General features: G+C 72.4%; 15 protein-coding genes. 7 read left to right on the plus strand and 8 right to left on the minus strand.

The window, feature by feature from the left end:
* Window positions 1–104: 104 nt before the first annotated feature.
* The gene (locus ACFWJO_RS24525; RefSeq protein WP_386868308.1) at window positions 105–1520 is read left to right on the plus strand and encodes a cation:dicarboxylate symporter family transporter; all 1416 of its coding nucleotides are present in this window, start codon (window positions 105–107) and stop codon (window positions 1518–1520) included.
* Window positions 1521–1707: 187 nt separating this feature from the next.
* Here the strand turns inward: ACFWJO_RS24525 and ACFWJO_RS24530 are convergent, their stop codons facing one another.
* On the minus strand, window positions 1708–2589 hold the full coding sequence (locus ACFWJO_RS24530; RefSeq protein WP_386868309.1) for an aldo/keto reductase: 882 nt from the start codon (window positions 2587–2589) through the stop codon (window positions 1708–1710).
* Window positions 2589–3506, minus strand: a complete 918-nt coding sequence (locus ACFWJO_RS24535; protein WP_386868311.1) for an NAD-dependent epimerase/dehydratase family protein — start codon at window positions 3504–3506, stop codon at window positions 2589–2591. Before ACFWJO_RS24535 ends, ACFWJO_RS24530 begins: the two co-directional genes overlap by 1 nt.
* Window positions 3507–3550: 44 nt before the next feature.
* On the opposite strand from ACFWJO_RS24535, the gene ACFWJO_RS24540 reads away from it, so the two are divergent.
* The 5 genes from ACFWJO_RS24540 (at window position 3551) to ACFWJO_RS24560 (ending at window position 6530) form a co-directional block, all read left to right on the plus strand.
* Window positions 3551–4072, plus strand: a complete 522-nt coding sequence (locus ACFWJO_RS24540) for an Lrp/AsnC family transcriptional regulator (RefSeq protein ID WP_386868313.1) — start codon at window positions 3551–3553, stop codon at window positions 4070–4072.
* Window positions 4073–4150: 78 nt separating this feature from the next.
* Entirely contained in the window at window positions 4151–4573 is a 423-nt protein-coding gene (locus tag ACFWJO_RS24545; protein ID WP_386868315.1) for a MerR family transcriptional regulator, read from the plus strand.
* 5 nt (window positions 4574–4578) lie between these two features.
* Window positions 4579–4911: a thioredoxin gene (gene trxA, locus ACFWJO_RS24550; protein ID WP_386868317.1), complete on the plus strand. Its 333-nt coding sequence runs from the start codon at window positions 4579–4581 to the stop codon at window positions 4909–4911.
* 49 nt (window positions 4912–4960) lie between these two features.
* Window positions 4961–5536: a hypothetical protein gene (locus ACFWJO_RS24555; protein WP_386868319.1), complete on the plus strand. Its 576-nt coding sequence runs from the start codon at window positions 4961–4963 to the stop codon at window positions 5534–5536.
* Window positions 5493–6530: a nucleotidyl transferase AbiEii/AbiGii toxin family protein gene (locus tag ACFWJO_RS24560; protein WP_386868321.1), complete on the plus strand. Its 1038-nt coding sequence runs from the start codon at window positions 5493–5495 to the stop codon at window positions 6528–6530. The genes ACFWJO_RS24555 and ACFWJO_RS24560 overlap by 44 nt, the downstream gene beginning before the upstream one ends.
* Here ACFWJO_RS24560 and thrS read toward each other — a convergent pair.
* A complete protein-coding gene (thrS, locus tag ACFWJO_RS24565; protein WP_386868323.1) occupies window positions 6527–7762 on the minus strand; it encodes a threonine--tRNA ligase in 1236 nt (411 codons plus the stop codon). The genes ACFWJO_RS24560 and thrS overlap by 4 nt on opposite strands.
* 185 nt (window positions 7763–7947) lie before the next feature.
* Window positions 7948–8502: a DUF6817 domain-containing protein gene (locus ACFWJO_RS24570; RefSeq protein WP_386868325.1), complete on the minus strand. Its 555-nt coding sequence runs from the start codon at window positions 8500–8502 to the stop codon at window positions 7948–7950.
* A gap of 134 nt (window positions 8503–8636) precedes the next feature.
* Here ACFWJO_RS24570 and ACFWJO_RS24575 point away from each other — a divergent pair, with 134 nt between their 5' ends.
* The gene (locus ACFWJO_RS24575) at window positions 8637–10877 is read left to right on the plus strand and encodes a HelD family protein (RefSeq protein ID WP_386868327.1); all 2241 of its coding nucleotides are present in this window, start codon (window positions 8637–8639) and stop codon (window positions 10875–10877) included.
* Window positions 10878–10880: 3 nt separating this feature from the next.
* Here the strand turns inward: ACFWJO_RS24575 and glgB are convergent, their stop codons facing one another.
* The 4 genes from glgB to ACFWJO_RS24595 form a co-directional block, all read right to left on the minus strand.
* Window positions 10881–13163 carry a 1,4-alpha-glucan branching enzyme gene (gene glgB / locus ACFWJO_RS24580; protein WP_386868329.1) on the minus strand — a complete coding sequence of 761 codons (2283 nt, stop codon included), beginning with the start codon at window positions 13161–13163 and terminating at the stop codon, window positions 10881–10883.
* A 231-nt stretch (window positions 13164–13394) separates the two neighbouring features.
* On the minus strand, window positions 13395–14744 hold the full coding sequence (locus ACFWJO_RS24585) for a maltokinase (protein ID WP_386868331.1): 1350 nt from the start codon (window positions 14742–14744) through the stop codon (window positions 13395–13397).
* A 243-nt stretch (window positions 14745–14987) separates the two neighbouring features.
* Window positions 14988–16682 (minus strand): maltose alpha-D-glucosyltransferase, encoded by a 1695-nt coding sequence (gene treS / locus ACFWJO_RS24590; RefSeq protein ID WP_386868333.1) that lies wholly within the window; start codon window positions 16680–16682, stop codon window positions 14988–14990.
* Window positions 16679–18673, minus strand: coding sequence for an alpha-1,4-glucan--maltose-1-phosphate maltosyltransferase (locus ACFWJO_RS24595; protein ID WP_386868335.1), 1995 nt, complete (start codon window positions 18671–18673; stop codon window positions 16679–16681). Before ACFWJO_RS24595 ends, treS begins: the two co-directional genes overlap by 4 nt.
* Window positions 18674–18691 lie beyond the last annotated feature (18 nt).

The raw sequence follows: 18691 nt of genomic DNA on the forward strand, positions 1-18691 counted from the left end.
CCGCTGCCGGCCCGGGACGGCAGCCCGCCCCGAGCCGGATTCGCGCCGTCGATCCGTCGGCCGTGAACGAAACGTACGCAAGCGTGACCCCGGTCACAGGCGTGATGGATAGTCGCGGGGATCCACCGGGACGTGGACACCCTGAGTACGAGGAGGACCCCGTGGCCGCAAGACGGGACCGCACCCACTATCTGTATCTGGCCGTGATCGGCGCCGTCCTGCTCGGCATCGTCGTCGGCTTCGTGGCTCCCGGCGTCGCCGTCGAGCTCAAGCCGCTCGGCACCGGCTTCGTCAACCTGATCAAGATGATGATCTCGCCGATCATCTTCTGCACGATCGTGCTCGGCGTCGGTTCCGTGCGCAAGGCCGCCAAGGTCGGCGCCGTCGGCGGCCTCGCCCTCGGCTACTTCCTGGTCATGTCGACCGTCGCCCTCGCCATCGGCCTGGTCGTCGGCAACATCCTGGAGCCCGGCTCCGGCCTCCACCTGACCAAGGACCTCGCCGAGGCCGGCGCCAAGCAGGCCGAGGGCGCGAGCGAGGGCACCGCCGACTTCCTCCTCGGCATCATCCCGAAGACGCTCGTCTCCGCCTTCACCGAGGGCGAGGTGCTGCAGACCCTGCTCGTCGCGCTCCTCGCGGGCTTCGCGCTCCAGGCGATGGGTTCGGCGGGCGAGCCGGTGCTGCGCGGTATCGGCCACATCCAGCGACTGGTCTTCCGCATCCTCGCCATGATCATGTGGGCCGCCCCGGTCGGCGCGTTCGGCGCGATCGCCGCCGTCGTCGGCGCGACCGGCGCCGCCGCCCTGAAGTCGCTCGCCGTCATCATGATCGGCTTCTACGTCACCTGCGCGCTGTTCGTCTTCGTGGTGCTCGGCACGCTGCTGCGGCTGGTCGCGGGCGTGAACATCCTGTCCCTGCTCAAGTACCTGGGCCGCGAGTTCCTGCTGATCCTGTCCACCTCGTCGTCCGAGTCGGCGCTGCCGCGCCTGATCGCGAAGATGGAGCACCTGGGCGTCTCCAAGCCGGTGGTCGGCATCACCGTCCCGACCGGCTACTCCTTCAACCTCGACGGCACCGCGATCTACCTGACGATGGCCTCGCTCTTCGTCGCCGAGGCGATGGGCAACCCGTTGTCGGTCGGCGAGCAGATCTCCCTCCTCGTCTTCATGATCATCGCCTCGAAGGGTGCGGCGGGCGTCACCGGCGCCGGGCTCGCGACCCTCGCGGGCGGCCTCCAGTCGCACCGCCCCGAACTGGTCGACGGCGTCGGCCTGATCGTCGGCATCGACCGCTTCATGAGCGAGGCCCGCGCCCTCACCAACTTCGCGGGCAACGCGGTCGCGACCGTGCTCGTCGGCACCTGGACCAAGGAGATCGACAAGGCGCGGGTCTCCGAGGTGCTGGCCGGCCGCGTCCCCTTCGACGAGACGACGCTGGTCGACGACGGCCACGGCGACCCGTCGGCCGTCCCGGACCAGCGGGCCGACGAGGGCGAGGAGAAGGCCCGCGCCGGCGTCTGACAGACCCCGGGTCCCGGGTCTTGAGCCGGATCCGGGCCCCGGCAGCGGAACGCCCCCGCGCACGAGCGTGCGCCGGGGGCGTTCCGTGTGACGGCACCGGCCCGCCCGGCCGGCGTCGGCCGTCCGCCCGCCCGCCCGAGGTCCGTCCGTCCGCCGACGTCCGCCCGCCCCGCGCCCCCGCCGCCGTTCAGGCGTTCAGTTCCGCCAACTCCTCGGCCGTGAGGGCGAGGTCGGCGGCCTGTGCCGAGTCGCGCGCTGTTTCCGGGCGGCTCGCGCCCGGGATCGGGAGGACGTGGCCGCCCGGGCGGGCCAGCAGCCAGGCGAGGGCGACGCGCTGCGGCGAGACGCCGTGTGCCCGCGCCACCCGGTGGAAGGCGCCGAAGCGCGGGTCCGCCTCCTGCGCGGAGCTTCCGTCGAGCGAGCTGCGGGAGATGCCGCCGAGCGGGCTCCAGGGCAGGAAGGCGAGTCCCAGTTCGGCGCAGAGCCGCAGTTCGGGCTCGCTGTCACGGACCGCCGGCGAGTACCGGTTCTGCACGGACACCAGGCGCTCGCCCAGGATCTCCCGGGCCAGCAGGATCTGGTCGCGGTCCACGTTGGAGACGCCCGCCAGCCTGACCGTGCCCGCGTCGAGCAACTCCCGTACCGCGCCGAGGGATTCGGCGTACGGGACGGCGGGGTCCGGCTTGTGCAGCTGGTAGAGGCCGATCGCGTCGCCGCCGAGCCGCCGGGCCGAGGCCTCGGCCGCGCGGCGCAGGTGCCCGGGCCTGCCGTCGACGGTCCAGCCTCCGTCGGCGCTCCGCCCGCGTCCGCCCTTGGTGGCGACGAGCACCGCGTCGCGGTCGCCCCCGTACGTGGCGAGGGCGCGGGCCACGAGCCGTTCGTTGGCGCCGGTCTCGCCGCCCGGCGGGTGGTACGAGTCGGCGGTGTCCAGCAGGGTCACGCCGGAGTCCAGGGCGGCGTGGACGGTGGCGAGGGCCCGGGCCTCGTCGGGGTGGCCCTCGATGGACAGCGGCATCGCGCCGAGTCCGATCGCGCCGACGGTCGTGCCGCCGAGCGTGCGGTACCGCATCACGCCTCCGCCTTCCCGTCCGCCGCGATCCCGGAGACCGTTTCGGAAATCGCCTGCCGCAGCCATTGCGAGGAATGCGAGAAGCGATATCCCAGGCCTTCCGCACGGGAATTGTCCATCGCGTACGAACGGGCGAAGGAGAACGGCGACACCTCGCCCACCTCCACCTCCTGGAAGACGGTCCGGCCGCCCACCAGTTCCTCGATCGCGGTGCAGATCTCCGCCGTCGTCAGCGGGCCGTGGGAATGCGCGTTCACCGGCCCGGTGAACGCGGCCTCCGCCGCCCACGCCAGGAACGCGGCGATCTCCTCCACGTACACGTAGGTGGCCGCCCGGTTCGCCGTCGGCACCGCGATCGGCTCGCCCGCCGCGATCCGCCGCGCGTAGTGCCCGACGCGGCCGGTGAAGTCGTCGGCGCCGCCGAGGACGTGCGCCACCCGGACCGAGGCCCACGGGAACTCCGCGCCGGCCGCGAACACCGCCTCCGCCTGCCGCTTTCCCTCCCCGTAGTGCGCGTCGAGGAACTCCGGTTCCTCCCACGGCAGTCCGAGGTCCACGGGGACGGTCGCCGGATCGACGGCGCCCTCGGCGACCGGGTCGGCCGAGTCCTCGTACTCGTACACCTCCACCGTCGAGGTCATCACATAACGCCGGGTCCTCCCCGCGAAGACCCGCCGCGCGATGTCCGCCTGGCGCGGGGTGTAGCAGACCTGGTCGATCACGACGTCGAATTCCCGCCCCGCGAGAACCCTTTCCAGCGCCGTTTCGTCATTGCGGTCGGCAATCAGCGGAACCGTCCCCGCATGCGCGGGTGCGGAACCGCGGTTGAGAACCGTCACGCGATGTCCGTCGGCGAGCAGCCGCGTGATCAGTCGCTTTCCGAAATAGCGCGTCCCGCCGATGATCAGAATCTCCATGCCTCAAGTGTTACGTTGTGGCCTCGCCGACTGAAGGGGGAAACATGGGAGTCCAGGCGGTCACACCGAAGGAACCACGGCCCGCGCGCCCGGCCACCGTCGAAACGACGGCGGGCGCCTTCGACCCCATCGACCGGCAGATCCTGGACCTCCTCCAGAGCGACGGCCGCATCAAGCTCAGCGAACTCGGCCGCCGCGTCCGGCTCAGCCCGGCCGCCGTCACCGAACGGGTCCGCCGCCTGGAGGCCTGCGGCGCGATCACCGGATACGGCGCGCAGGTCGCCCCCGCCCGCCTCGGCTACGGCATCCAGGCCTTCATCCGCGTCAACCCGCACGGCGGCTACAACCTCAGGCACCCGCGCACCCTCGAACTGATCGCCCGCCCCGAGATCCGCGAGGTGCACCACGTGGTGGGCGAGGACTGCTGGATCCTCAAGGTCGCGGTGACCGACACCGTCCACCTGGAGGAGATCCTGGAACAGACCTCCGCCCTGGGCCGGACCACGACGTCGATCGTGCTGTCCTCACCGGTGGAACGGAAACCGCTGCTCCCGCCCGGGGCCTGACCCCGCCGGCCTCCCGGAAACCGCGCCGGGAGCCCGCCGCTTGCCCTGACGCGGACGTCAAGGCTTACGTTCGGAGGCATGCGAATCGGCGAGCTTGCCGAGCGGGCGGGCACGACCACGCGGACTCTGCGCTACTACGAGTCCCGGGGCCTGCTCACCGCCCGGCGTACGGAGAACGGCTACCGCACCTACGACGAGGACGACCTGCGGCTGCTCCAGCAGATCAGGACCCTGCAGGACTTCGGGTTCGAGCTGGAGGAGACGCGGCCGTTCGTGGACTGTCTGCGGGCGGGCCACCCGGCGGGCGACGCGTGCCCCGCGTCCCTCGCCGTCTACCGGCGCAAGCTCGCCGAACTCGACGGGCTCATCGACCAGCTGCAGAACGTGCGCGCCCAGGTCGGGGCGCAGCTGCTGCGCGCCGAGGCGGAGCTGGCGGGCGGGCCCGAGCCGCGGTGCGAACTCGCGCCCGGACACGACGAGCGGACCGAAACGGGAGGGTGAGGAAGATGATCGCAGCGAAGGGTGTGGCCGAGGTCACCGACGCCGACTTCGAGGCGGAGGTGCTCGGCGCGGACCTGCCGGTCCTCGTGGAGTTCACGGCGGACTGGTGCGGCCCGTGCCGCCAGCTGGCGCCGGTGCTGAGCGCGGTCGCGCGGGAGGAGGCCGGCCGGCTGAAGGTCGTCCAGATCGACGCGGACACCAACCCGGAGACCGTCACCAGATACGGCGTCCTGTCGATGCCGACCATGCTGGTCTTCCGGGCCGGCGAGCCGGTGAAGTCGATGGTCGGCGCCCGCCCGAAGCGCCGGCTCCTGGAGGAGCTGTCCGACCTGCGCTGACCCGGTAACCCGGGTGAGGCGGCGCGGCCGTTCTGCCAGAATCGCTCCGGTGTACGAGACGCATGTGACGGTCCGGTGCCGGACCGAGGCGGAGCGGGACCGGCTCGCCGGCTGGGCCGCGGACCGGGGCCTGAAGCTCACCACCATCGTCCTGGCCCGCGGCCGGACGCCCGTCCAGCCGATGCTGACCCTGCCCGACCGCACCGGTCACCCGGAGGTCGTGGCGGGGCTGCGGGACGCCGGCTTCGAGCCGGTGCGGGTCAAGGTCGAGACGGTGCCATGGAGCGCGGAGCCCGCGGGGCCGGGCGGCGGCTACTACGAGCACCACCTGAAGCTGGCGCTGCCCGCCGCCTACGACCGGGGCGGGCTCGAAGCCCTCGTCGTGCCGCACGGCGCGCACGTCTCGTGGAACGCCCGCCGGGTCCTCCCGGGCCCGGGAGGACGGCACGAGCGCTTCGTCACCCAGCGGCACCCGGGGCCGGCCGACGCGGCGGGCACGGCGTGCGACGGGCTGGTCGCCGCGCTGGCCGGGGCGGGGTACGAGGTGGTCGCGGAGGAGCGGGAGTTCGTCCTGTCCGACAGTGACCTGTCGCTGGACGAGGGCTGGCTGGAGGAGGCCGTATGAGCGGGACACAGGACGGGACGCGGGGTGGGCCGGCGGGGGGACTGCCGGGCACGCGGGCGAGTCCCGCGCCGACTACGAGCGCCGCAGGGACGGGCTGCCGCGCACCCTGACCGCCGGTATCGGCGACGCCGCCCTGCGGCACCAGGTCTTCGACCCGGCCCTCAAGCACTTCGGGCGGGCCTTCGGGCCCGGCGACGGGGTGATCGAGGACCCGGCGCTGCGGGCCCGCTGGCAGGAAGCCCGCGTCACGGCCCTTGACCTCGTCCTCGCGGCGGTCGCCGGCTCGCCGTGGGCGGACTCCCTGGTGCTGCGCGGCAGCATGCTGATGTCCGCCTGGTTCGGCGACGCCGCCCGTACGCCCAAGGACATCGACTTCGTCGTGGTCCCCGAGACCTGGCGCGTCGAGGAGCCCCGTACCGCGGACATGCTCGCCGGCATCGCCGAGGCCGCCGAGCGGCTCGCCGAGGAGCGGGGCACGAACCTCTCGATCTCGGCGGCCGGTGCCGTCTCCGAGTACATCTGGACGTACGAGCGGGTGCCGGGCCGCCGTCTGGTCATCCCGTGGGCGGCCCCCGGGCTGCCCGGCGGCCAGGTCCAGCTGGACTTCGTCTTCGACGAGCCGCTTCCGCTGCCCGCCGAGCCGGCCGAGGTCGCGGGTGTGGGCCTGATGGCCGCGAGCCGCGAACTCTCCCTCGCCTGGAAGCTCATGTGGCTGCTCAGCGACATGTACCCGCAGGGCAAGGACCTGTACGACGCGGTGCTGCTGGCCGAGAGCTGCCCGCCGCCCCTCGCGCTCGTGGAGCGGCTGCTGCGAGAGGCGGACGAGTGGCCGGGGTACCACGACGAGCCGCTGAGCCTGCGGATGTTCGAGGCCGTGCTCGGTGAGGTCGACTGGGACGGCTTCGACGACCCGCACGCGGAGACCGCGGAGGCGCGCCGCGAGCTCGGCCCTCGCCTCCTCGCGGTTCTCTCCCCGCTCTTCGAGGCGTCCTAGCCGCCCCACAGCGCGGTCGAGTGGCCGTCCACCAACTCCCGTACTCGGCCGAGGAGTTCCCCGGTCGGCATCGGGTCCAGCCGTCGTCCGTCCCGCAGTCGTACCGCCACCAGGTCGCCGGCCGCCTCCTTCGCGCCGATCACCGCCTGGTACGGGACGAGCCGGGCCGCGCGGACGCGGGCGCCGAGGGTGCCCTGGGCCTGGTCCAGGAGCTCGGCGCGCAGGCCGAGTTCGGCGGCTCGGGCGACGAGGCGGGCGGCGGCGCCGTGTTCGTCGTCCGAGACGGGCAGGACGGCGAGCTGGACCGGGGCGAGCCAGGCGGGGAAGGCCCCCGCGTGCCGCTCGACGAGGTGGGCGACGGCGCGTTCGACGCTGCCGATCACGGAGCGGTGGATCATCACGGGGCGGTGCCGGGCGCCGTCGGGGCCGATGTAGTGCAGGTCGAACCGCTCGGGCTGGTGGAAGTCGACCTGGACGGTGGAGAGGGTCGACTCGCGGCCGGCCGGGTCGGCGACCTGCACGTCGATCTTGGGGCCGTAGAACGCGGCCTCGCCCTCCGCCTCCTCGTAGTCGAGCCCGGAGGCGTCGAGGACCTCCCGCAGCAGGGCGATCGACCGCTCCCACTTCTCGGGCGCGGCGACGTACTTGCCGCCGGGTCCGGGCAGCGACAGCTGGTACCGCACCGGCACGATCCCCATGGCGGCGTGCGCCTCCCGGATCAGCCCCAGCGCTCCGGCGGCCTCCTCGGCGACCTGGTCGAGGGTGCAGAAGATGTGGGCGTCGTTGAGCTGGATGGCCCGTACCCGGGTGAGCCCGCCGAGGACACCGGACAGCTCCGACCGGAACATCCCGCCCAGCTCGGCCATGCGCAAGGGCAGTTCGCGGTAGCTGTGCGCGCGGGAGCGGAAGATGACGGCATGGTGCGGGCAGAGGCTGGGCCGCATCACGAACTGCTCCCCGCCGACGTCCATCGGCGGGAACATGTCGTCGCTGTAGTGCGCCCAGTGTCCGGAGATCTCGTAGAGCTCGCGCTTCCCGAGCACGGGCGAGTACACGTGCCGGTACCCGGCCCGCCGCTCGGCCTCGCGTACGTACTCCTCCAGCGCCTGCCGTACGGCGGCGCCGTCGGGCAGCCAGTACGGCAGGCCGGCGCCGATCAGCGGATCGGTGTCGAACAGCTCCAGCTCGCGGCCGAGCCTGCGGTGGTCGACGGCGTTCGGGGACTCGCTCATGGTCGTTCCTCGTTTCGGCGGGTGGGCGAGTCCGGCCGGCACGACGAAGCCCCGGGGCACTCGCCCCGGGGCTTCGGACAAAGACAGCTGTCAGCGCGCCGGGACACTCTCCGGCGTCGTCGTGAGATCGGCAGCGCGCTTCATGGCCCGGACGCTAGCAGGGGCCCGGGCGCGCCCGCACCCGGTTATCCGCGCGGTGCGAGCACGTTCCGTACGTCGGCGAAGGCCGCCTCGCTCAACAGCGGCCGCCAGCGGGTGAAGAGCCGCAGCAGCGGATCTCCCCAGCGGGTGCGGAATTCGGGGTTCACGGCCGCCAGGTCCAGTTCGTTGGCCGCGGTGATCTCGGCGAAGTCCGCCCGCTGCCGGGCGGTCGGGGTGAAGGTCTCGTCCGTGAAGCGGTCGCGGAAGGGGCCGGCCGGGTCGGGCAGCGCGGTGTACGAGAAGTCGCGGTCGCAGCTCGCGTAGAAGTGGACGAGGTTCTCCGCCTCCTCGCCGATCACCGCCGCCAGCTCCGGCCGGCGTTCCCGGGGGAGCAGGCTTTCGTCGAAGCCGTCCGTGCCGTAGAAGGCGTGGCAGAGGCCGGCGAGGCGGAGGGCGGGGCGGGCGCCCCAGGCGGCGAGGCGGGTCTCGACGCGGTCGAGGTGGGACAGGAGGGTGCCGCCGGGGTGCGGCACGGTGTCCGCGCCGTGGGTGAGCAGCAGCGCGCGGGCCGCCGGGAAGGAAGGTGCGTCATTCGTCATGGGGACACGAAAACACCCCGGACTAGAATTGACAGCCGGGGTGATGTTCCACGTATATTAGTGAGTTCCGTTTCCGGGCATACCGGAAACGCGGAGCACTTCACTAAAAGCACAGTATCGCGCCGGGAGTCGAATTGTCAACCGAAGAATTTCGGAACGAGCAGAAATTCATCACCGAGCTTTACGCACGACTCGACGACCTCCGGGACCAAGCCGAGGCCGGTGTCGCGGCGGCGCTCGGCACGCCCGGTGCCGGCAACGCCCAGGCGCGGCTCGAGCGCGACGTGCTCGTCGCCGAGCAGTCCGGCCTGCTCGCCGCCCTGAACGCGGGCGAGAGCGGCCTCTGCTTCGGGCGGCTCGTCTTCCGGGACGGGCGCGACCACCACATCGGGCGGATCGGGATCCGCGAGGACGACGCCCAGCGCACGCCCCTCGTCGTCGACTGGCGCGCCGACGTCGCCCGGCCCTTCTACCTCGCCACCGGCTACGAGCCCATGGGTCTCCGGCGCCGTCGGCACATCACCACCCAGGGCCGCGAGGTCGTCTCGCTCCACGACGAGGTGCTCGACCTCCACGACTCCACCCGCACCGGCCACGAGAACCGCGACGCCGACGAGGTCCTGCTCGCCGCGCTCGACGCCGCCCGCACCGGCCGCATGCACGACATCGTGCAGACCATCCAGGCCGAGCAGGACGCCATCATCCGCTCCCCGCACCGCGGCGTCCTCGTCGTCGAGGGCGGCCCCGGCACCGGCAAGACCGCCGTCGCGCTGCACCGCGCCGCCTACCTGCTCTACGCGCACCGCGAGCAGCTCGCCCGGCGCGCCGTGCTCATCGTCGGCCCCAACCCCGCCTTCCTCGGCTACATCGGCAACGTCCTGCCCTCCCTCGGCGAGACCGGCGTGCTGCTCGCCACCCCCGGCGAGCTCTTCCCCGGCGTCCGTGCCACCGGCACGGACACTCCCCGCGCCGCCGCCGTCAAGGGCTCGCTCCGCATGGCCGAGGCGCTGGCCGCCGCCGTCCGCGACCGGCAGCAGGTGCCCGAGCGCGGCGAGCCGCTGATCGTCCCGCACGAGGACGGCGACCTGGTCATCGACTGGGACATGGCCCTGGAGGCCCGCCACAAGGCCCGCGAGACCTTCCTGCCGCACAACCTGGCCCGCCCCTACTTCGTCTTCGCGATCCTCGACGCGCTCGCCGAACAGCTCGCCGACCGCATCGGCGCCGACCCTTACGGCGGCCCCAACTTCCTCGGCCCCGACGACCTGGCCCTGCTCGCCAAGGGCGTCGCCGCCAACCCCGAGGTGCACGCCGCCCTCGACACCCTCTGGCCGCCGCTCACCCCGCAGGAGTTCCTCGCCGACTACCTCGCCGAGCCCACCCACCTCGACGACGAGGAGGACCTGGCGGCCATCCGGCGGCCCGCCGGCGCGGCCTGGACGGCCGCCGACGTGCCGCTGCTCGACGAGGCCGCCGAGCTGCTCGGCGAGGACGACTCCGCCGCCCGCGCCGCCCAGGAGGCCGAGCGGCAGAAGCAGATCCAGTACGCACAGGGCGTCCTCGACGTGTCGTACGCCTCCCGCACCTACGAGTTCGAGGACAAGGAGGAGGTCGACAAGGACGCCTCCGAGGTGCTGTCCGCGCACGACATCATCGACGCCGAGCGCTTCGCCGAACGGCACGAGGAGGCCGACCACCGCAGCGCCGCCGAACGCGCCGCCGCCGACCGCACCTGGGCCTTCGGCCACATCATCGTCGACGAGGCCCAGGAGCTCTCCGCGATGCTGTGGCGGCTCCTGATGCGCCGCAGCCCCACCCGCTCCATGACCCTGGTCGGCGACCCGGCGCAGACCGGCGACCCGGCCGGTGTCGGCGCGTGGGACGAGATCCTCGCGCCGTACGTGGAGGACCGCTGGGAGCTGGTCAGGCTCGGCGTCAACTACCGCACCCCGGCCGAGATCATGGCCGTCGCCGCGGACGTGCGCCGGGAGGACGACCCGGAGTTCGAGCCCCCGAGCTCCGTCCGCTCCACGGGTGTGGCGCCCTGGGACCGCACCGCGGAGGACCCGGTGAAGGAGACCGCCGACGCGGTGGCGGCGGAGCTGCGGCCCGAGGGCCGGCTCGCCGTCATCGCGCCCGCCGAGCTGCACCCGGAGCTGATCGCCGCCCTGCCCGGCGCCTCCTACGGGCCGAAGCCCGACCTGACCCGGCCGCTCGTCCTGCTCGACCCGCGCCAGGCCAAGGGCCTCGAGTTCGACACGGTCCTCGTCGTCGACCCGGACGGCATCCGGGCCGGCGCCACGCACGGCACCAACGACCTGTACGTGGCGCTGACCCGGGCCACCCAGCGCCTGGGCGTGATCAGGCGGGCCTGAGGCTCATGCCGGCCTGAGCCACACGGTCGCCAGCGGCGGCAGCGTCATCCGCACGCTCGCCGCCCGGCCGTGCCACGGCACCGACTCGGTCTTCACCGGGTCGGTGCCCACCACGCCGCTGCCGCCGTACCGCACCGCGTCCGTGTTCAGCACCTCCGACCAGGCCGCGAAGGTGTCCGGCACCCCGAGCCGGTAGTCGTGCCGCACCACCGGCGAGAAGTTGCACACCGCGAGCAGCGGCGAGCCGATCGCGTCGAAGCGCAGGAACGCGAAGACGTTGTCCTCCGCCGCGTCGCCCGCGATCCACTGGAAGCCCTCCGGCGAGGTGTCCCGCTCCCACAGCGACGGCGTCGCCGTGTACACCGTGTTGAGGTCGCGCACCAGGTCCCGTACGCCCCGGTGGTCGCCGGCCGAGTGGTACGTCTCGTCCATCAGCCACCACTCGGGGCCGTGCTCCGCCGACCACTCCGCGCCCTGCGCGAACTCCTGCCCCATGAAGAGCAGTTGCTTGCCCGGATGGGCCCACATGAAGCCCAGGTAGGCGCGGTGGTTGGCGCGCCGCTGCCACCAGTCGCCCGGCATCTTCGACACCAGGGCCTGCTTGCCGTGCACGACCTCGTCGTGGGAGATCGGCAGGATGTAGTTCTCGCTGTACGCGTACACCATCGAGAAGGTCATCTCGTGGTGGTGGTACTTGCGGTGCACCGGGTCCTTCGCGACGTAGCCGAGGGAGTCGTGCATCCAGCCCATGTTCCACTTCATGCCGAAGCCGAGCCCGCCGAAGCCGCCCGGCCCCACCTGGTCGGTCGGCCGGGTCACGCCGTCCCAGGCGGTCGACTCCTCGGCGAAGGTGATCACGCCCGGGCAGCGCTTGTACACGGTGGCGTTCATCTCCTGGAGGAAGGCCACCGCGTCCAGGTTCTCCCGGCCGCCGAACTCGTTCGGCAGCCACTCGCCGCCCTCGCGCGAGTAGTCCAGGTACAGCATCGACGCGACCGCGTCGACCCGCAGGCCGTCGAGGTGGAACTGCTCGCACCAGTACACCGCGTTGGCGACGAGGAAGTTCCGCACCTCCTTGCGCCCGTAGTCGAACTCGAGCGTGCCCCAGTCCGGGTGCGCCGAACGGCGCGGGTCCTCGTGCTCGTACAGCGGACGCCCGTCGAACTCGGCGAGGGCCCAGTCGTCGCGCGGGAAGTGCGCCGGCACCCAGTCCATCAGGACGCCGATCCCGGCCCGGTGCAGCGCGTCCACCAGGTGGCGGAAGTCGTCCGGGGTGCCCAGGCGGGCCGTCGGCGCGTAGAAGCCGGTGACCTGGTAGCCCCACGAGCCGTGGAAGGGATGCTCGGCGACGGCCATGAACTCCACGTGCGTGAAGCCGAGATCGCTGACGTACGCGGGCAGCTGCTCGGCGAGCTGGCGGTACGTCAGGCCCGGGCGCCAGGACGGCAGGTGGACCTCGTACACGGACAGCGGCGCCTCGTGGTGCGGGCGCGCGCCGCGCCGCGCCATCCACTCCGCGTCCTGCCACACGTGGTGGTCGGCGGTGACGACGGAGGCGGTGTTCGGCGGGCACTCGGTGCGGCGGGCCATCGGGTCGGCGCGCAGCGTGTGCGAGCCGTCCGGGCGGGCGATGTCGAACTTGTAGACCGCGCCCTCTCCGATGCCCGGCACGAACAGCTCCCACACGCCGGTCGCGCCGAGCGAGCGCATCGGCAGCGCGGTGCCGTCCCAGTACGTCCAGTCGCCGGTGACGCGGACGCCGCGGGCGTTCGGCGCCCACACCGTGAACCGGGTGCCGGTCACTCCCTGGTGGGTCATGACCCGGGCTCCGAGCGCCGTCCACAGCTCCTCGTGGCGGCCCTCGCCGATCAGGTGCAGGTCGAGCTCGCCGAGAGCGGGCAGGAAGCGGTACGGGTCGTCGACGGCCAGCTCGTCGCCGTCGTAGCGGACGCGGAGCTCGTACGCGGGAACCTTGCGCAGCAGCGGGACGAGGGCGGAGAAGATGCCGTCGCCCTCGTCGTGGAGTTCGACGCGCCGCCCCCTGGGGAGCAGCACGGCGACCGACTTCGCCCACGGGCGCAGCACCCGCACGGCGATCCCGCCCTTCACCGGGTGCGCGCCGAGCAGCCCGTGCGGGTCGTGGTGCTCACCGGCGAGCAGCCGGGCCCGGTCGCCCGGGTCGAGCGGGGGCGCCTGGCGCACGGCGGCCCGGTCCGGCGTGGCCTCCGCCCGGGGAGCGGGCGTCTTCGGCTTGCGGGCTGTCCTGCCTGCGGATCGGGCGGTCACGGGGATGCCTCCTGGAGGGGGAGAGGGGGATGGGCAGAGGGGGGTGGATGGAGTCCACCGGGCGCACCCGGCGGATTCCACGCAAGCGCAACGGCGCCGGGAGCGCACCGGACACTCGGCCGAACGGGCCCCGTCCTGTGCCCCGCAGGCGGGACGCGGCCGCGTCCCGGCCGGGACTGGGCCGAACGGGGGACACCCGCCGGACGGGTGACCGCCCGGCGGGCGCCGCGGTCACGCGCGGGTCGCCAGACGCTCGATGGCCGCCATCGGGACCGGCAGCCAGTCCGGCCGGTGGCGGGCCTCGTACACGACCTCGTAGACCGCCTTGTCGGTCTCGTAGGCGTGCAGCAGGGCCGGGTGGTCGCGCGGGTCCGTGCCCGCGGCCTCGGCGTAGCCGGTGCAGTAGGCGGCCCGGCAGCGGGCCGCCCACTCGGCGTTCCAGGGCCGGTGGGTGCGGGCCGCGTAGTCGAAGGAGCGGAGCATGCCGGCGATGTCGCGGACCGGCGGCTGCGGGCTGCGACGCTCGTCCAGCGGCTTCGCCGGCTCGCCCTCGAAGTCGATCACCGCCCAGGCCCCGTCGGAGCCGCGCAGCGTCTGTCCGAGGTGCAGGTCGCCGTGGATCCGCTGGAGCGGACCCGCGCCCAGCGCGTCACCGGCCGCCGCGAACACCGCCCGCAGCCCCGGCACGTACGGCAGGAGCGCGGGCACCGCCTGGGCGGCGGCGTGCAGCCGGGCGTCCATCGCGGCCGCCAGGTGCGCGGCCCGGTCGCGCCGGATCCGTTCGGTGGGCAGGGCGGTGGCGAGGGCCAGATGGACCTCGGCCGTCGCCCGGCCGAGGGCGCGGGCCTCGGTGGTGAACTCCCGCCCGTCGGCGAGCGCGTCGAGGGCGAGCCGCCACCCGTCGCGCGAGCCGCGCAGGTACGGCTGCAGGACGCCCAGGGTGGCGGCGCCCGTCTCGAACCAGGCGACCGGCGCCGGGACCCGTTCGCAGCCGGCTCCGGCGAGGGCGAGCGGCAGTTCCAGGTCCGGGTTGGCGCCCGGGCTGACCCGCCGGAAGATCTTGAGGATGAACGAATCTCCGTAGACGAGGGACGAGTTCGACTGTTCCGCGTCCAGCATCCGGGGCGCGAGCGCCGGTGGCAGCGGGGCCGTGGCGTGGAAGCGCAGCGGGCCGATCCGGCCGGGGCTGCGCAGCCGTTCGTAGAGCAGGCCGGCGAGGCGCGGGTCGCGCAGTCCCTCGTAGACGGCCCGCCCGGCGAGCGGGCCCTGGCGGATCCGCCCGATCAGGGCGGGGGCCAGGCGCGGCGGCAGCTGGGGCCGCACGCCGAGGAGCAACTGGTAGCAGTCGGCGGGTGTTCCGGCCGGGCGGCCCGGCTGTTCGACCCGTACGAGCAGATGGAGGAGTCCGGGTCCGGTGCCGTCCAGCGGCAGCAGCTCGGTGGCCGCGTCCAGGGTGAACCCGGTGACCCGGCGGCCCTTGCCGGCGAACCAGCGCTGCCGGGGCAGCCAGGTGTGCAGCAAGGGTGTGAGCGAGGCGAGGAGGGCGTCCGGGGCCCGGGTCGTGGATGCGGTCTCCGGCATGGCATCGCGTCCTTTCCCCGGGGTGCGCAAGGGGTATCCGTAAGCGTTCAAATGCGCAGAGTGTCCCGGATGGCGGCTTCGGCTGTCCGGCTGTGCGGGACGTGTCGGAAGGGGAAGATCCGTATGGGCCCGACAAGAAGGCCCGTATGGACCTGAGGTGACCTGAATCGTGTGTGGGACACAGTTCCCGGTGTGGGGCGGCGGAAACCGCCCCACACGGGACAGAACTGAACTGACGGTACTTCAGGATCGCTTGAGGCGGAACCAGTAGAACCCGTGCCCGGCGAGCGTGAGCAGATACGGCCACTGGCCGATGGCCGGGAACTTCACCCCGCCGATCAACTCCACCGGTTTCACGCCGTCGAAGCGGCGCAGGTCGAGTTCGGTCGGCTGCGCGAAACGGGAGAAGTTGTTCACGCAGAGGACGAGGTCATCGCCGTCCTCACGGAGGAAGGCGAGCACCGCCGGGTTGGACGAGTGCAGTTCGGTGTACGAGCCGGTCCCGAAGGCACGGTTCTGCTTGCGGATCTCGATCATCCGCTTCGTCCAGTGCAGCAGCGAGGACGGCGAGGCCATCCCCGCCTCCACGTTGGTCACCTGGTAGCCGTGGACCGGGTCCATGATGGCCGGCAGGTAGAGCCGTCCCGGATCGCAGGAGGAGAAGCCCGCGTTGCGGTCCGGGGTCCACTGCATCGGGGTGCGCACGCCGTCCCGGTCGCCCAGCCAGATGTTGTCGCCCATGCCGATCTCGTCGCCGTAGTACAGCACCGGCGAGCCGGGCAGCGAGAAGAGCAGCGCGGTGAACAGCTCCATCTGCTTGCGGTCGTTGTCGAGGAGCGGGGCGAGCCGTCGCCGGATGCCGATGTTGGCCCGCATCCGCGGGTCCTTGGCGTACTCGGCGTACATGTAGTCGCGCTCTTCGTCCGTGACCATCTCGAGGGTGAGCTCGTCGTGGTTGCGCAGGAAGATGCCCCACTGGCAGCCCGCCGGGATCTCCGGGGTCTTGGCCAGGATCTCGGAGACCGGGTAGCGGGACTCGCGCCGCACGGCCATGAAGATGCGCGGCATCACCGGGAAGTGGAAGGCCATGTGGCACTCGTCGCCGCCCGAGCGGAAGTCGCCGAAGTAGTCGACCACGTCCTCGGGCCACTGGTTCGCCTCGGCGAGCAGCACCCGGTCCGGGTAGTGCTCGTCGATCTCCCTGCGGACCCGCTTGAGAAGGGCGTGGGTGGCGGGCAGGTTCTCGCAGTTGGTGCCCTCCTCCTGGTAGAGGTACGGCACGGCGTCGAGCCGGAAGCCGTCGATGCCCAGGTCGAGCCAGAAGCGCAGCGCGGAGAGGATCTCCTCCTGGACCGCCGGGTTCTCGTAGTTGAGGTCCGGCTGGTGGGAGAAGAAGCGGTGCCAGTAGTACTGCTTGCGGACCGGGTCGAAGGTCCAGTTGGAGGTCTCGGTGTCGACGAAGATGATCCGGGCGTCCGGGAACTGCTTGTCGTCGTCGGCCCAGACGTAGTAGTCGCCGTAGGGTCCCTCGGGATCGCTCCGGGACTCCTGGAACCACGGGTGCGCGTCGCTCGTGTGGTTCATGACGAAGTCGATGATCACGCGCATGCCCCGCGCGTGGGCCGCGTCCACGAACTCCACGAAGTCGGCGAGGTCGCCGAACTCCGGGAGCACCGAGGTGTAGTCGGCGACGTCGTAGCCGCCGTCCCGCAGCGGGGACTTGAAGAACGGCGGCAGCCAGAGGCAGTCCACGCCCAGCCACTGCAGGTAGTCCAGGCGGGACGTGATGCCCTTGAGGTCGCCGACTCCGTCGCCGTTGCTGTCCTGGAAGGAACGGACCAGGACCTCGTAGAAGACCGCCCGCTTGAACCACTCGGGATCGCGGTCCTTGGCGGGGGTGTCCTCGAAGGTGTCGGGGACGGGCTCGTTGACTGTCATGATGTGGGTGACCCTCCGGTCTGCGGGGACGGTCGCAGGACGAGTACGTGTGCGGGCGTGACACCCGGCTCGAGGCGCACGTAGTTGGCCCTGCCCCAGTGATAGGTCTCGCCGGTGAGCTCGTCGCGCACCGGCACGGTCTCGTGCCACGCGAGGCCGAGTTCCGGCATGTTCAACGAGACCGTGGCCTCCTGGGTGTGGTGGGGGTCGAGGTTGGCGACCACCAGGACGGTGTTCGGACCCGAGCGCTTGGAGTACGCGATGACGGCGTCGTTGTCCGTCGCGTGGAAGGTCAGGTTCCGCAGCCGGCGCAGGGCCGGGTTGCGGCGCCTGACCCGGTTCAGGGTGGTGATGAGCGGGGCGATGGAGGCACCCGAGCGCTCCGCCGACTCCCAGTCGCGCGGACGGAGTTGGTACTTCTCCGAGTCCAGGTACTCCTCGCTGCCCTCCCGCAGCGGGGTGTTCTCGCACAGCTCGTAGCCGGCGTAGAGGCCCCAGGTCGGCGAGAGGGTCGCGGCGAGCACCGCGCGCACCTCGAAGGCCGGCCGGCCGCCGTGCTGGAGGTAGGCGTGGAGGATGTCCGGCGTGTTCACGAAGAGGTTGGGCCGCATGTGCGCGGCGGCGTCCCCGGACAGCTCCGTCAGGTACTCGGTCAGCTCCGCCTTCGTGTTGCGCCAGGTGAAGTACGTGTACGACTGCTGGAAGCCGATCGCGCCGAGCGTGTGCATCATCGCGGGCCGGGTGAACGCCTCCGCCAGGAAGATCACGTCCGGGTCGGTCTTGTTGATCCGGCCGATCACCCGCTCCCAGAACACCACCGGCTTGGTGTGCGGGTTGTCCACGCGGAAGATCCGCACCCCGTGGTCCATCCAGTGCCGCAGCACCCGCACGGTCTCGGCGACGATCCCGTCCATGTTGTCGCCGGCGTTGTCGAACGCGATCGGATAGATGTCCTGGTACTTCTTCGGCGGGTTCTCGGCGTACGCGATCGAGCCGTCCGGGCGGCGGGCGAACCACTCCGGGTGCTTCTCCACCCACGGGTGGTCGGGCGAGCACTGCAGCGCGAAGTCGAGGGCGATCTCCAGGCGCAGCTCGCGCGCCCGCGCCACGAACGCGTCGAAGTCCTCGATCGTGCCCAGGTCCGGGTGGACCGCGTCGTGCCCGCCCTCCGGCGAGCCGATCGCCCACGGCACGCCCACGTCCTCCGGGCTCGCCGACAGCGAGTTGTTCGGGCCCTTGCGGTGGGTGACGCCGATCGGGTGGATCGGCGGCAGGTAGACGACGTCGAAGCCCATCGCGGCGATCGCCGGCAGCCGCTCGGCCGCCGTGCGGAACGTGCCGGACACGGTCCGCCCGCGGACCTTCCGCACGCCCTCGGAGCGCGGGAAGAACTCGTACCAGGAGCCGAAGAGCGCCCGCTCCCGCTCCACCCGGAGCGGCAACGCCGGTGACTTCGACACCAGTTCGCGCAGCGGATGGCGCTCCAGGGTCTCCAGGACCCGGGGCGTGAGCGCCGCCGCGAGCCGGACCGCGGCCGGCCGGGACTCGTCGCGCAGCGTGTCCGCGACGGCGAGCACGGCCTCCCGGCCGCCGCCCTTCTTCGGCACGCCCTTGGCGGCCCGCTCGTGCAGCTCGGCGCCCTCGGCGAGGACCAGTTCGGAGTCGATCCCGGCCGGGATCTTGATCTTCGCGGTGCGCCGCCAGGTCGTCAGCGGGTCGCTCCAGGCCTCGACGGCGTACGTCCACGAGCCTTCGGCGTCCGGGGTGACCTCGGCGCCCCAGCGGTCGGTCCCGGGCGCCAGCTCGCGCATCGGGATCCACGGACCCGACCGGCCCGACGGGCCGCGCAGCACGACATTGGCGGCGACGGCGTCATGCCCCTCACGGAAGACGGTGGCCGTGACCTCGAAGGTCTCGCCCACCACCGCCTTCGCGGGGCGGCGGCCACAGTCGACCAGCGGGCGGACGTCCAAGACGGGAATACGTCCCATGAGCGGATTCACGGCATC

It is taken from the genome of Streptomyces sp. NPDC127092 (assembly GCF_042722475.1).
Classification (GTDB): domain Bacteria; phylum Actinomycetota; class Actinomycetes; order Streptomycetales; family Streptomycetaceae; genus Streptomyces.